The organism is Erythrobacter sp. SG61-1L, from assembly GCF_001305965.1.
Taxonomy (GTDB): domain Bacteria; phylum Pseudomonadota; class Alphaproteobacteria; order Sphingomonadales; family Sphingomonadaceae; genus Andeanibacterium.
This window is the reverse complement of sequence record NZ_JXQC01000003.1, coordinates 1,524,028-1,537,097: the sequence shown is the minus strand read 5'-3', so window position 1 is coordinate 1,537,097 and position 13,070 is coordinate 1,524,028. Positions and strand designations below refer to the sequence as shown.

17 protein-coding genes and 1 tRNA gene are annotated in these 13,070 nt (G+C 64.0%); 3 read left to right on the top strand and 15 right to left on the bottom strand.

Annotated elements, in window-relative coordinates; translation table 11 throughout:
- Positions 1-6 precede the first annotated feature (6 nt).
- From SZ64_RS07860 to SZ64_RS07815, 10 genes are all read right to left on the bottom strand, one after another.
- Positions 7-198 carry a hypothetical protein gene (locus tag SZ64_RS07860; RefSeq protein ID WP_054530306.1) on the bottom strand — a complete coding sequence of 64 codons (192 nt, stop codon included), beginning with the start codon at positions 196-198 and terminating at the stop codon, positions 7-9.
- The gene (locus SZ64_RS07855) at positions 170-604 is read right to left on the bottom strand and encodes a hypothetical protein (RefSeq protein ID WP_054530305.1); all 435 of its coding nucleotides are present in this window, start codon (positions 602-604) and stop codon (positions 170-172) included. Before SZ64_RS07855 ends, SZ64_RS07860 begins: the two co-directional genes overlap by 29 nt.
- Positions 601-921: a hypothetical protein gene (locus tag SZ64_RS07850; RefSeq protein WP_156313573.1), complete on the bottom strand. Its 321-nt coding sequence runs from the start codon at positions 919-921 to the stop codon at positions 601-603. Before SZ64_RS07850 ends, SZ64_RS07855 begins: the two co-directional genes overlap by 4 nt.
- Positions 918-1,379 (bottom strand): D-Ala-D-Ala carboxypeptidase family metallohydrolase, encoded by a 462-nt coding sequence (locus tag SZ64_RS07845; RefSeq protein WP_054530303.1) that lies wholly within the window; start codon positions 1,377-1,379, stop codon positions 918-920. The genes SZ64_RS07850 and SZ64_RS07845 overlap by 4 nt, the downstream gene beginning before the upstream one ends.
- A gap of 2 nt (positions 1,380-1,381) precedes the next feature.
- Positions 1,382-1,579 carry a hypothetical protein gene (locus tag SZ64_RS07840; RefSeq protein ID WP_054530302.1) on the bottom strand — a complete coding sequence of 66 codons (198 nt, stop codon included), beginning with the start codon at positions 1,577-1,579 and terminating at the stop codon, positions 1,382-1,384.
- Positions 1,579-1,797, bottom strand: a complete 219-nt coding sequence (locus SZ64_RS07835; RefSeq protein WP_193391515.1) for a tail protein X — start codon at positions 1,795-1,797, stop codon at positions 1,579-1,581. The genes SZ64_RS07840 and SZ64_RS07835 overlap by 1 nt, the downstream gene beginning before the upstream one ends.
- Complete coding sequence (locus SZ64_RS07830) at positions 1,797-2,276, bottom strand: head completion/stabilization protein (protein ID WP_054530301.1); 480 nt, start codon at positions 2,274-2,276, stop codon at positions 1,797-1,799. The genes SZ64_RS07835 and SZ64_RS07830 overlap by 1 nt, the downstream gene beginning before the upstream one ends.
- 100 nt (positions 2,277-2,376) lie before the next feature.
- The gene (gene gpM / locus SZ64_RS07825) at positions 2,377-3,138 is read right to left on the bottom strand and encodes a phage terminase small subunit (protein WP_054530300.1); all 762 of its coding nucleotides are present in this window, start codon (positions 3,136-3,138) and stop codon (positions 2,377-2,379) included.
- A 121-nt stretch (positions 3,139-3,259) separates the two neighbouring features.
- Positions 3,260-4,393 carry a phage major capsid protein, P2 family gene (locus SZ64_RS07820; protein ID WP_054530299.1) on the bottom strand — a complete coding sequence of 378 codons (1,134 nt, stop codon included), beginning with the start codon at positions 4,391-4,393 and terminating at the stop codon, positions 3,260-3,262.
- A gap of 60 nt (positions 4,394-4,453) precedes the next feature.
- A complete protein-coding gene (locus SZ64_RS07815; protein WP_054530298.1) occupies positions 4,454-5,284 on the bottom strand; it encodes a GPO family capsid scaffolding protein in 831 nt (276 codons plus the stop codon).
- A gap of 152 nt (positions 5,285-5,436) precedes the next feature.
- On the opposite strand from SZ64_RS07815, the gene SZ64_RS07810 reads away from it, so the two are divergent.
- From SZ64_RS07810 to SZ64_RS07800, 3 genes are all read left to right on the top strand, one after another.
- Positions 5,437-7,260, top strand: a complete 1,824-nt coding sequence (locus tag SZ64_RS07810) for a terminase family protein (RefSeq protein ID WP_054530297.1) — start codon at positions 5,437-5,439, stop codon at positions 7,258-7,260.
- A complete protein-coding gene (locus SZ64_RS07805) occupies positions 7,257-8,291 on the top strand; it encodes a phage portal protein (protein ID WP_082384475.1) in 1,035 nt (344 codons plus the stop codon). Before SZ64_RS07810 ends, SZ64_RS07805 begins: the two co-directional genes overlap by 4 nt.
- 143 nt (positions 8,292-8,434) lie before the next feature.
- Positions 8,435-9,247: a DNA adenine methylase gene (locus tag SZ64_RS07800; protein ID WP_054530296.1), complete on the top strand. Its 813-nt coding sequence runs from the start codon at positions 8,435-8,437 to the stop codon at positions 9,245-9,247.
- Here the strand turns inward: SZ64_RS07800 and SZ64_RS07795 are convergent.
- The 5 genes from SZ64_RS07795 to SZ64_RS07775 form a co-directional block, all read right to left on the bottom strand.
- Positions 9,237-9,842, bottom strand: a complete 606-nt coding sequence (locus SZ64_RS07795; RefSeq protein WP_054530295.1) for an SOS response-associated peptidase family protein — start codon at positions 9,840-9,842, stop codon at positions 9,237-9,239. The genes SZ64_RS07800 and SZ64_RS07795 overlap by 11 nt on opposite strands.
- Before the next feature lie 42 nt (positions 9,843-9,884).
- Positions 9,885-10,208: a hypothetical protein gene (locus SZ64_RS07790; RefSeq protein WP_156313572.1), complete on the bottom strand. Its 324-nt coding sequence runs from the start codon at positions 10,206-10,208 to the stop codon at positions 9,885-9,887.
- Positions 10,209-10,666: 458 nt separating this feature from the next.
- Positions 10,667-11,494: a hypothetical protein gene (locus tag SZ64_RS07785; RefSeq protein ID WP_054530293.1), complete on the bottom strand. Its 828-nt coding sequence runs from the start codon at positions 11,492-11,494 to the stop codon at positions 10,667-10,669.
- A gap of 19 nt (positions 11,495-11,513) precedes the next feature.
- Complete coding sequence (locus tag SZ64_RS07780; RefSeq protein ID WP_054530292.1) at positions 11,514-12,782, bottom strand: integrase arm-type DNA-binding domain-containing protein; 1,269 nt, start codon at positions 12,780-12,782, stop codon at positions 11,514-11,516.
- Positions 12,783-12,918: 136 nt separating this feature from the next.
- Positions 12,919-12,993 (bottom strand) — tRNA-Gln (locus SZ64_RS07775).
- Positions 12,994-13,070: the final 77 nt, after the last annotated feature.

Sequence of the window (13,070 nt, the reverse complement as noted above, 5' to 3'; positions counted from 1 at the left end):
GGCTCCTTACTGGTCGGGCTGGCCTGCCGGCGCGGGCGGGCAGAAATCGTAATCCGCGCCCATCGCCACGGCGGCGCGGCAGATGCGGCCGGCGGCGAGTGAGACGCCCAGTGCCCAGACATCATGCGCAGCGCCAAAGGCGGCGCTGGCATCGGGATCGTCCACGATGTCAGGGGTGGGGCGGGGTTCCTGTGCCACCGCTTCCCGCATATCCGCAGCTCGCGGGAAGATCGGCCTCTCGATAGCCGGCCCGGAGCAGGCGCTGGCAATCAAGGCGCTTGCGAGGATCAGGGCTGGCGCCAGGCGGCGGATTGTTGAGCGCATCGGCGTAACTCCTCTGCAGGTCCGATAGGATTTTCTGGTCGGCCAGCTGCTCGGCGGCGGCGGCCTCGTTGGCCTTGATCGTGCGGCCCAGTGTCTGGTTGTTCGCGGCGGCGAGGTGCCGTTCCACCACGCCGGCATCGTGGAAGTGCAGCCAGAGGGCGAAGCCAGTGGCAGCGGCGGCGAGCAGGCTAAGGGCAAAGACGTAGGGCGCGGCGCGATTGGCGGCCTGCTGGCCGAGGCCGAGCTTCGCCAGCAGGGCGGTGATGGTGGCGAAGATCATCGGGCATTTCCTTCCATGCCGAAGCGAGGTTCGGGAAGCTCGGCCGGGGACGGGGGCGCCTCCGGCTCGGGCGCGGGCGGGGCGGCAAGCCGCGCCATGGCATCGCTCTTTTCCCGGCTCGATTGCGAAGTGCCGAAGTAGAAAGTGACCGCCGCCAGGGCGAGGCCGGAGAGCTGGCCCAGCATGTAAGTCACCAGATCGCGGTTGCCCTTGGGGATCGGCCATTGGAACAGCCAGAACAGCGCGAGCTCGAAGGCGCCCACAAGCAGCAGCACCAACACGGCGCGCATCATGTCTCGCGGGCGAGGGCGGCTCACGCCACCAGCCCCGGCAGATAGACCGTCTTCCCGCCGCGCTTCACGGCGGTCAGTTCCTGATTGCGGTAGGGCTTGCGCCAGCTGACATGCACCCACCCGCTATTGGCCTGGCCGGGGGTGTAGAATTCGAGGATCAGCTGATCGTAATTGAGGTGCTTTTCCATCCAGCGCGCCACCTCGAGATTGGCAACGCCGGGCACTTCGAAGTCCGCCGCTTCGCCGTTGCGGTGCTGGCTGGTGGCTGCCCCGCCGATCCAGTGATTAAGCAGAGCGCTGCGATAGCCGGACGATATCACCACCGGGCGCCGATAGTGCAGCCGCACCGGCTCCAGCACGTTGTGGCACAGGGCCTGCAGGTTGCGGATCACCGTATCGCTGGGGCTGTTGTCGATTCCCAGGCGCGCGGCCGTCTGGCTCTTGAGGAATTCCTCGAGCGTGAAGTGTTCGGAGATCTGCATGGTCAATCCTCCCCCTTGCGCCGGAAGAGGCGGCGGATGGTGTCGGTTTCGTAGATTCTGATCGCGGTCCAGATGATGGTCAGGACAGCCGCGACGGACGGCAGGATCTGCACAAGCGCCCCCAGCATGGTCATGATCGAAAGGCCGTCGACCACGTGCTTGGCGGGCTCGGACATTTCGCGGAACGGGTCGCTCATCATCACCCCCACAGCTTCACGGTTTCGCGCACCGGCTGAGCGCTGGCGGCTTCGGGCAGGGTGATGGCGATCCCGGCGGGCAGGACGGGGCCGAGATCGGCCAGCCCCGGATTGAGTTCCAGCGCTTGTTCCACCAGCGCGGCAGTACGGCCGCGATGGCGCCAGACGATCTGGTCGAGCATTTCGCCAGCCTTGCTGGTGATGGTTTCCAGCGCGGCCATCAGATCAGCTCCGAATTGGTGCGCGGCTTGCCCATGATCTGGCGGATGGCGTGGGTTGCCTCGCGCCGCAGATCGTCGGCCATGTCGCGGCGCTGGTCGGCCCGGTCGCTGCCTTCGCGAGTGGCGGTGAGATCGGGATTGCGTTCGGCCAGGCGCGCGGCGGCGAATGAGCAGACGGCAGAGAGGAACAGCAGCTCGCGCCGGGGCTTGCCGTCCACCGTCACGGCGGGCGGCACCGCGCCGAGATCCGCGTGGCCGGCGGCGATCTGCGCGGCCTGCCAGTCGGCCAGTTCGTCGATCGCCGAAATCATTCCCTGCTGCAGGGCTTCGACCAGGCGGGCGTGCGGAATCGCGCCGCCGATATTCACCTGATCGCGTACCTGGTTGACGTCGATTGTCGGCCACCACTCGCCCGCGTCGATCGTGCTGCCATCGGGCGAGGCAGGAAGCGGCGGGGTGGAGATGACGTCGCTGGGCATGGTCGGGTCCTAAAGGGGGGTGGGGATCAGCGGTTGCGACAGGGGGAGAGGATCCCGTCGCTTCCGCATCACCGCCCCCCTGGCGCCGTGGCGCGAGCTCTCAATTCTCTGCGGCAGCGGCGGCGAGTTTCTTCTCCTCGCGCTCCAGCTGCTCGATCTGTTTCTTGACGCCGACCTTCGCATCGAGCTGGCGCGCGCGGCGCAGCGAGGCGAGGGCGGCATCGACCATGGCGGGCTTGCCGCCGGCGGGGGCACTGTCGGCCGAGGCGTCGAAATTCTCCGCCTGCAGGGCCCAGCTTTCGCCGATGGCGCGGTGCATGCGGGCGATTGTTTCGTCCTTCACGTCGCTGACCGGATCGTCGCCCGGTGCTGCGCGCAGCAGGATATCGTGCGGAACGGCGCCTGGATTGGCGATGGCGAAGTCTGCCAGCTCGCTCCACAACAGGGCGCGGGGCGAACGGTGGAAGCGTTCCGGCAGCTTGAGATTATGCGCGATCACGTGATCGGCCAGCAGCAGCGCCAGCGGCCAGTTGCGGATATCGACGGCCCAGATCAGGCAGTGGATTACGATCTCGTCCTGCGGAGCGGCAGTGCCCGGCTCGATCTCAAGCGCGCCCTTGCACCAGTCGAGATAGGCCAGGATCATCTTTTCCTTCTCGACGGCCTTTGCCTCGGTCGACTGGATCTCGTGGAGCTTGCGCAGATCCTCGTGCAGCTGGCCGAGCAGGCTCTGGTACTCGGTCGCGACCGGGCCCTCCTCGGGCATGGCGGGCGCTTCGCCCTGCACGAGGACAGCGCCGGAGGCAGCGGCCGCCAGGGCGGCCAGCTTGGCTTGCTTGTGACGAAGGGCGGGACTGAACATGCGCGGCTCCTGATTTGTGGGTGGAGGGGGCGTGGTGCCGTCCCCCTCCTGTTTGTCAGGCTCCAGGCTGGCCGCTGGCACCGGCAGCGTTCCCCTTCACAGCCCCTCCGGGGTTTATGGCTTAGGGGGCGGCCGGGCGTGCCGGTGCCCCGCCGATCACGATGTTTTCGACCAGAACGACGAGCTCGTAATCCTCGACCACGTAGGCCTCGTTCACGCTCTCGTAGTTGGCCACGCGGTCCTTCTTCGGTTCGTCCGCGAGCATCCGGCGCCGGGTTTCCTCCTGCCAATAGATGGAGAGGTTATCGAGGCGGGTGATCAGGATGCCGTTGGCCGGGAAGAAGGGCACGCGCACCGCCGGCAGGCCGCCTAGCGTCTTGCTGGAACGCAGGATGCGGTCAGTAGCCTCGACTTCCGTGGCAGTGGCGCCGGTCTGCTGGGCGATGTTGAAATATTTGTCGTCCACCAGTTCGTGGCCGACGATCACCACCAGTTCCGTGTCGCCGCGATGCCATTCCGGCAGCATGCGCTTGGCGTCCAGCACCAGGGCATCGATCGAACTGTAGTCCGCAGCTGCGTCAGCGGAGCCACCCGTGGCATTGTAGACGGCCTCGCCATCGAAGAGTTCGACGCCGGCCTTCACATAGATCGCCTTGAGGCCAGGATTGTTGGCGCCGCTGGCATAGACGGTGAGATTGCCATCGTTGAACACCTGCTCCGGCGCATTGGTGCGAATCTTGTAGAGCCAGCCTTCGTTGACGTCCTGCAGTAGCGGGTTGGCGGCGCGATTGGTGGTGGCCGCCGCCGAAGTGCCGTTGAAGCCGATCATGATGCGATCGCGGCCCTGCTGTTTCAGGATCGCGTCGCGAATGATGGTCTGGAATTCAGGCTTGTGGCGCCAGGCATCGAGCCGAGCATACCGCAGCGACCAGTCGAAATTGGTCTGCTTGCAGAAATACTCGTTGATCTTTTCGTTGTCGGTCGGGTCAGTCGGGTTGCGCTCGCCAGCGCCGGACGTGTCAGTGCGACCGGCCAGCGTGCGGGTGACGCCCAGGCCGAGCGTTTCGTCCGATTGCTGGGTGACCGGCTCAATATTGATCAGCTGAAGGAATTCGGAAGATTCCTTGATCTTCTCCTCGAGCCGCTGCCCGACCACCGGGTCGACCGAGAACTTGGTGGTTGCCCGATCGACGCCGTTGAGCAGCGCGATCTGGCTGACATAGGCGTTGAAGAGGGCGCGGGTTTCGTTACGCATCGTTTGGTGTCCTCGATCGAAGTGCGCGGCTTGGGTGGGGTTTGGCGGAGCGGGCGGGGATCAGCAGTCAGTCTTGCTGTAATTGCCGCTGGGGCCGGTCGCGGGAGGGCGCCTGGGCTGGTTGGGGGCTTCGGTGTTCTCGATCGACGCGGCCAGCGCATCGACCTTGGCCGTCAGCGCCGTGATCTGGGTGGAATTGACCTCGGCCTGCCTGGTGAAGGCCTTGTCCAGCGTCTCGCCCAGATCGCTGGCGAATTTGGCAAAATCCACCGGGGCCGGTTCGGCGGGCTTGGGCTGTTCTTCCTGCCTGGGTGCCGCGCCGGGAAGCATCGCGGTCAGTTTGGAGAAGAAGCTCTTCACCTCCTGCACGGCGGCATCGGCTGCCGGGCCTTCCGGCATCAGCTCGAGCAACGCCGCCTCGATCCCGCAGTCCTGGGCGGTGAGCAGGATGGTGCCGGGCAGCTTGCGGTTGAAGGTCAGGCGATCGGTGCCGATCGAGGCGGGGCTGTCGGTCAGGGCGCAGCCCATCAGATAAGCGAAATCCTTGCCTGCGAAATTCGGCTCGATCTCGATCGAGGGGTAAACCTTCTGTCCTGCGGCATTGAGCTTCTTGGCTTCCTCGGTCACCTCGAACACGCCGTAGAGGCCGGTGCGGGTTTCCTTCTGGCCGTTGAAATCGACTTCGATTTCCTCGGTCGAGAGCTCGAGTACGTCGCCATAAGCCCGGAAGGGGCCGTCGCCGCTGATGCCGCGAATATGCTCGATATTGAGCCGGGCCCCATAGGTCTTGGGATTGAAGCTGCTGGCCATTTCCTTGAGCATCTTCGCGTCGATGTTGCGGCCGTCGACGGTGGCGCCAGAGGTGGCGAGCAGGAACTTCTTGGTCTTCATCGGGGTCTCCCAGGGCGGAGGCGGTTCAGCGGGTTCGATGGGGCTGGAAGGCCCGAAATGGGCTGCTTTACGCAACAGGCCCGCCTCCTTGCTGTGCCGCCAAGGAGTGCGCGAAGGTGCGGGCGGGGCAGTGACGCGACATTCCCGCCGGGATGCAGGAGCCGCCCGAGACCGACAGCAATGTGCCCGCACCGGCTGTGCCGTTCGAGGCGCGCCGCGCTGCGCGCTCGCTCTATTGGCGGGGCTGGGCGCTGACCCAGATCGCGGGGGAGCTGGGCCTCAAATACTCAACCGTTGCGAGCTGGTGCCGGCGGGAAAAGTGGGATGCCGCCGCGCCCGATCTGCGCCTTGAGGAAGGGCTGCTCGAGCGGCTGCTCACTCTGGTGGGCAAGGAACAGAAGACCGGCGGCGACTTCAAGGAAATCGACCTGCTCAACCGCCAGCTCGACAAGGTGGAGCGGCGCCGGAAATATGCCAGTGGCGGGAACGAGACCGACCTCAATCCCAATATCGAGCGGCGCAATTCACCGGCGGCCAAGGCCAAGAGATCCCGGCGCAAGAACGCGCTGACGCATGAGGACATCGAAAAGTGCCGCGCCCTGTTCGCCGAGGGGCTGTTCGGCCACCAGCGCGCCTGGTGGGAGGCGAGCGGGCAGACGATCCGCTTCATCCTGAAGAGCCGCCAGATCGGCGCGACCTGGTATTTCGCGCGCGAGGCCTTCATGCGCGGGATGGAGACGGGCAATAACCAGATCTTCCTGTCGGCATCGAAGAACCAGGCCGAGATCTTCCGCAGCTATATTCAGGATTTCGTCTTCGCGGCGACCGGGATCGAGCTGAAGGGCAACCCGCTGGTGATCAACCGGCAGGACGAGCAGGGCAACCAGCTCGAGCCGGTGACCTTCTATTTCCTGGCCACCAATCTGCGCACGGCGCAGGGCTATAACGGCGACGTCTATCTGGACGAATGTTTCTGGCTGCCGGGCTTCCTCAGTTTCGAGGCCGCGGCGAGCGCCATGGCGTCGCAGAAATTCTATCGCCTGACCTATTTCTCCACCCCCAGCACCGTGACCCATGGCGCCTATGGCAAGTGGAGCGGCGAGGAGTGGAACAAGGGCCGGCCAAAGGCGGAGCGCCAGCGGTTCGACACCAGCCACAAGGCACTGAAACAGGGCGCGGTGGGGCCGGACGGGATCTGGCGCCAGATCGTGACGATCGACGATGCGGAAGAACAGGGCTTCGATCGCTTCGACCGCGAGGCTTTGCAGCGGCGATATTCAGTCGAGGAATTCGGCAACAAGTTCCTGTGCCTGTTCGTGGACGATACGCAATCTGCCTTCACCTGGGCGATGCTGCAGCCCGCGATGGTGGATGCCTTCTACAAGTGGAAGGACTTCAAGCCCGCCGCGCCGCGCCCCTTTGGCGACAAGCCCGTGTGGCTGGGCTTCGATCCGAACGACCAGGGCCGAGACAATGCCCAGATCATGGTGGTTGCGCCACCAGATCGGCCCGGCGGCAAGTTCCGCCTGCTGGAAAAGCAGAAGGTGGATGGGGATTTTGCCGCGCAGAACCGCGCGCTGCAGCAGATGGCCCGCCGTTACAATGTGACGGATATCGCGATCGAGAACAGCGCCTTCGGCAGCGCGGTCTACCAGCAGGTGGTCAAGTGGTTCCCGCTGGCGCGCAAGGTGGATTATTCGATCACCGGCAAGGCGCATATGGTGATGAAGGCGCAGAATTTGCTGCGCGCCGGCCGCATCGAGATCCCGATCGAATTCGGCGACGTGCGCGATTCCTTCATGATGATCCGGCCCAGCCTGACCAGCAGCGGCAAGCAGCTGACTTATGTTTCCGGCCGCAGCGGCGAGCTGGGCCATGCCGATATCGCATGGGCGACGATGCACGCCCTGATCAACGAACCCTTGGGCGTCGAAGATGGCGGCACCCGCAAGGCTAAGGTGGAGTTTTTCCAATGAGCAAGAAGGCCAGCAATTCGGCCGCGACCGGCAAGGTGGTTGCATTTGCGTTCGGCGACGATGCCGGCGTGCTGGACGGCCAACTCTGGGGCTATTTCGATGGCGCGTGGATTTGCGGCGACTGGTACGAGCCGCCGGTGCCGTTCCTGGGCCTTGCCCGCAGCTTTCGTATGAGCGCCCACCACCAGAGCGCGATCAAGCTGAAGGTAAACCTGCTGAAGCGCCACTTCGTCCCTTCGCGCTGGATGGACGCTGCCACCCATGAACGGGCGGTGCTGGACTATCTCCAGATGGGGAACCTTTTCCTGCAGGAAGTCCGCAACCTGGCGAAGCGACCGCTGCGGTACGAGGTCAGCCCGGCGCTGCACACGCGCGTGGGAGTGGAAGCCGGCCGCTACTTCTGGGTCAAACCTAATACGCTCGGCCTGGGGAGTGTGAGCGGCGATTATGAGTTCCCCGCCAATTCGGTGATCCACCTGCGCGAGCCCGATGTCGAGCAGGAGATCTATGGCATGCCGGGCTGGTTGAGCGCGCTGCAGTCAGGCCTGCTCAATGAGAGCGCCACCCTGTTCCGGCGTCGATATTACATCAATGGCGGGCATGCTGGCTACATCCTGCTCGTGACGGATGCGACGATCAGCGAAAAGGACTTCGAGGCGATCAAGGCCCAGCTGTCGTCAGCGAAAGGCCGCAACAACTTCAAGAATCTCGCGATCCATTCGTCCGGCGGCAAGCCCGATGGCGTGAAGCTGATCCCGATCTCGGAGGTTTCCGCCAAGGATGACTTTGGCAGCATTAAGAACGTGAGCCGTGATGACCTGCTGGCCGCTCACCGCGTGCCGCCCCAGCTGATCGGCGTGATCCCGCAGAACAACGGTGGCTTTGGCGACGTGCGCAGCGCGATGGACGTCTTCTTCCCCAATGAGATCGAACCGATCATGCGGGCGATGGAGCAGGTGAATGAACGCACTGGCCTCCCGGTGGTGCAGTATCGCGAATATCAGCCGATGATGACGGCCACCGCCGCCTGAATTCCCTCCGCCGAGAGGCGGGGGAAGGGGGCGCGGCAACGCCCCTTTTCCGACGATCCATGCTCGTCCTGTCCCCACTCGGTCCCGCCATGGGGCCAACCCGCCTGCCGACTCGGCGGCGGAACGAATAAGGAACAAATGAGATGGAGTCGAATCCCGGATACGTCCTGGAGCATGTTACCCCCTGCCGGCCGCCGGCGCCCTATATCGGCGGCAAGCGCAACCTGGCCAAGCGCCTTGTCACCTTGATCGATGAAACGCCCCATTCACTCTATGCCGAAGTGTTCGTAGGCATGGGCGGGGTGTTCTTCCGCCGCGATCGCAAGCCAAAGGCCGAAGTGATCAATGACTGGTCAGAGGATGTTTCCAACCTCTTCCGGATCCTGCAGCACCACTATGTCGCCTTCATGGACATGCTGCGCTTTCAGGTGACGAGCCGGGCAGGGTTCGAGAAGCTGTTGGCGCTGGAACCGCGTTCGCTGACCGATTTGCAGCGGGCGGCGAGGTTCATTTACCTGCAGCGCACCAGCTTTGGCGGGAAGGTGAGCGGACGGCATTTCGGGGTGGCGGTCGATAATCCGGCACGCTTCGATGTCACAAAGCTGGCCCCGGTACTGGAAGCGGTGCACGAACGCCTGTCTTCGGTTTCGATCGAGCGTCTGCCCTGGAGCGCGTTCATTGCCCGCTATGACCGGCCGGGCACGCTGTTTTACCTCGATCCGCCCTATTACGGGAACGAGCGCGATTATGGCGCCGGGATGTTCGAACGGGGTGAGTTTGAGCAGATGGCTGAGCAGCTCCGCCAGATCCGGGGTCGTTTCATCCTGTCGCTCAATGATCACCCCGAAGTGCGAAGGATCTTCGCCGGCTTCAATTCCCGCGAGGAAGAAGTGCGCTGGACGGTGGGCGGAAACAGTCGCGCCAAGCTTGCGAAGGAAGTGATTATCACCGGCTGATCCAGGGGACGGCAGTCCGCTTGATCGACAACACCTCGGAATAGGGCCGGCAAAGCGCAAAGGCCTGTTCCGGGGTGCTGTCGGTCCATCGGGCGTGGTCGGCCGCGTTCAGCACCACCGGCATGCGGTCGTGAATGTCGGCCGTCTGCGCGGTGGGCGGGCAGGTGACCATCGAATAGACCGCTCCCCATTCTTCGCTCTCGCGCCAGATCCCGGCGATGGCGAACAGTTCTTCGCCGGGCACTGACAGCCAGGTGCGCGTCATGCTGCCATAATCGCCTTCCGCCTCGGCAAAGGCGCTGACGGGGATCAGGCAGCGACGGTGGACGAAGCTGTCCTTCCAGAAGGCGGTGTGCAGTCGATCGTCACGGGTGTTGGTGACGGCCTTGGGCTTGATGGGCTTGCCGGTCTTCTTGCTCACCTGCCTCAGCGGGAAGCCCCAGTTCATCTGGCGCACCTCGCCCTGGGCGACGACTAGGCCGGGATAGCCGGGGAAGATCAGCTCCGAATGATTGGCGCCCGCCGCCGCATCGGCCGCGCCGAAGAGCCGGGCGACTTCGGCGGAGGCTTTCGTCATGCGGTAGAGGTTGCACATGGGCGTCGAGGGTGAGCGCGGCAGAGGGGCACTGTCAATCGCCTAGCCACGAAAGCGACGTATCTCGCTCTTCCAAACCCGGTCGGGCGGCATCGGGAGGTAGATTGTGGCACTCGCCTTCGCCACGTCGATCGAGGCGGGGCGCACCTTGCGGCGCAGGCTGGCCAGACAGCGGGTGCAGTAGAAGCGCGGGACGAGGGCCCGGAAGCCATCATCCCAGTGTCGGCAGCGGCAGAGCCACCACAGGCCATGGGGATCATGGAACGCCGTGTGACCGCAGGCGCAGCGGATCCTCACGGTCTGATGCCAGGCAGCTGCCTCAAACACGCAGGTGGGAACCGGGATGCCATCAACGTAGCGACTCATTTCGGAACGAATGAAGAACAAACGGCGCAACCGCAAGCGATGCGACAGTGCATTCATGTTCGGCGAGCCCAATGTGAACGGGCCGGTTCCCGGACCCCGCGCGCCGCCCTCGCCCCCACGCCTCGCCCTCGGCTTCTTTGGTCGGTTTTTACGCAGTTCGGTTGCCACTGACGCATGGCTGGAAGCGTGACGTTTCAGGGGAAAAGAGCGCCTCTGCCCTTCGAGATCACGCAACGCAGAATGACGCACGTAAATGCATCTCGGTCGGCACTACAAACGCATGGGGGCGCTTGGCATGGACCTTGCGCTTCCCCCCTGGCAGCCCATGGGCGGCGCAGCCGCCCCTGCGCGCCGGTGCGGCCGGCGCTTTGTTTGGGGGTTGGGACACCTCTAGATGGGCACCGGGGGAAGCTAAAGGGGCATGAGGTCCCCCTATGGGGCCTCATTCCTCATATGGATCAGTATGATCCCCCGGTTTCATCGTTGCTGGAGGATTCGCGGTGCAGGTTATCGCGACCGTCGAGGGCGGCGGCGATATTGCGCAGCGTTTCGCCCAGGAGCCTGTCGCCAGTCCAGAGGAAGTCCCGCGCATATTCCGTGGCCGAGAGGCCAGTGAGCATGCGTTCGAATTCTTCGCGCTCCATGCGGCGTCTGTCTTCCTCGCAGTCGGCCGTGCGAGGCTTTCCGATCAGACGGGCTAGCCAGCCCTTTAATGCTTCCGGGACAAGCAGGGCGTAGGCGTTGCTAGCCTGCTTCACCTGAGGGCCTCCCGGCTCTGGGTTCTCGATCGGCTGAGATCTGCGCATCCATTGCAGGAAGCCATGCTTGCGCAGTCGCACTATCGCTTCATGCACGGCGGAATATGCGCGGCCTATTTCGTCTGCGATCGTTCGGATAGCTGGATCGAGGCGGCCGGTGGCATAGTCAACCTTGCCATAGAGGTATTCGAGGACGGCGATTCCGACCTCTCCCAAAGCACCGTTCCTTGCACCAGGTTCCTTTTCTCGCCTTTCGGCACGTGTTCGAATTTCGAAAGCCTTTGCGGCCTTAAGGAGCGCAGCCGTCCAGCGCTTGCCGGCGCGGACAGAGCCGCCGTTGATCGGCCGCCAGATCCGATCTTCGATCTGTCCAACGTAATAGCTGTTTCTCCAGACGGGTTCGCCACTACGTGGACTGTCGCCGCGCGTGAGTTGGACTCGTGTTTTGCGGTCGAGGGCTGCGCCAGTGATCTTGGCTGCCAGCAAGCCGAGGGGCTGCGCATCGAAGCTGGGAACTGCAGCCGTCATGCTGCACCTCCCATGGCGTTCAGCGTGTTCTGCGCTTTGCCTTGATCAAGCTGGCCGGGGCGGGAGCTGAAGGCAGAAGCAAGTCTGCCCACTCTTGAGCGAGTTCGCGTCGCCGGGGCATGTAGGCCGCTCGATTGTATGCAGCTTCCACGCCGCCAGGCATGTGCGCGAGCATCATGTCGATAATCCCGCGATCGCCTTCGCGGCCTGCGGTTGCAGCTCGTTCGTTCATTATGGTCGAGAAGCTTGCCCGCCAGCCATGGGGCACATGGCGATCGCGATACCCAGCGTCGAGATACAACTGGCTCAGTGTGGAGTCGCAGATCGGTTTCGTCCCGCGATCGCCGGGGAACAGCAGCGACTTGTGTTGGCTGGCTTGCATTGCCGCGCGGACCGTAGCGACCGCCTGCAACGAAAGAGGCACTATGAAGTCGAAGGCAGGATCCGCCTTGCGCGTCTTGCTCAGTTTCATCTTGGATGCCGGCACACGCCATAGTGGCATCGTTCCATCCAAGTCCTCGAATTCGTTCCTCTCGGCTAGACGGACCACGCCCGGCCGAACAGCTGTCAGCGCGAGAAGTCGTGAAGCCAGCTTGGTCGAAGTCGATGCGAGCTGCACCTTGTCGATTGCCTCGACCAGCGTTCGGGCATCCTCGATCCGCAATAGTGCTGGCCGGCGCCCACCGCCGGATGGCGAGAGCGCCTTGCGAATGATCGCTGCTGGATCCGTTTCCGCCAGGCCTGATGCAATGGCCCAGACGAAGACCTCGGAGATGTGGCCCCGAACTTCGTGGGCCATAGTCTTGGCGCCCCGCGCCTCGATCCGACGTATTGCCTCCAGCACGTCGCTGGGCGTCACATCCTTGATTGAAGTGCGTCCGAACGCTGGAAAGGCGTTGGCCTCGAGGCGTGAGAGAATGTGCGCGGCATAGCGCGGAGACAGGCTCTGCTGTTTCTGCGAATGCCAGCTGCGAGCCACCTCCTCGAATGTCTCGCCGGTCTTCGCCTTCAGGCGCGCAGCTTTCCGTGCGGCGGCTGGATCGGTTCCGGAGATGATTTCGATGCGAGCTCGATCCCGCGCTTCGCGTGCCTGTTTCAGTGAGAGCAACGGGTACGGACCCAGATTGAGCTTCTTTTCGCGACCCGCAAAGCGGTACTTCAATCGCCAGCTCTTCGTGCCGCTGGGCAGAACCGCAAGGTAGAGGCCCTGACCATCGAACAGGCGCAGTTCCCGATCGCCGGGCTTCGCCGCCAAGCACGCTCGATCTGTAAGGCGGTTGTTCTTCACGAAAGGCCCCCGGCAAGGCCCCCAGCTGCAGCGCCCTTCGCTGCGACTCAATGGCCCCACTTGGCACAAAGTCTTTGCATTTTAGGGCAGAATTGCAACGCTCTCGGCGTTCATTGACACCAGATGGCACAAACTCTGGCTGGGGCGGCAGGATTCGAACCTGCGAATGCCGGTACCAAAAACCGGTGCCTTACCACTTGGCGACGCCCCAGCAGCGTCTCCGCCTGCGCTCTCGGGCGCATGGGTGAGGCGCCCCTATAGCGGGGCCTCGCCCATGCGCAAGGTGCT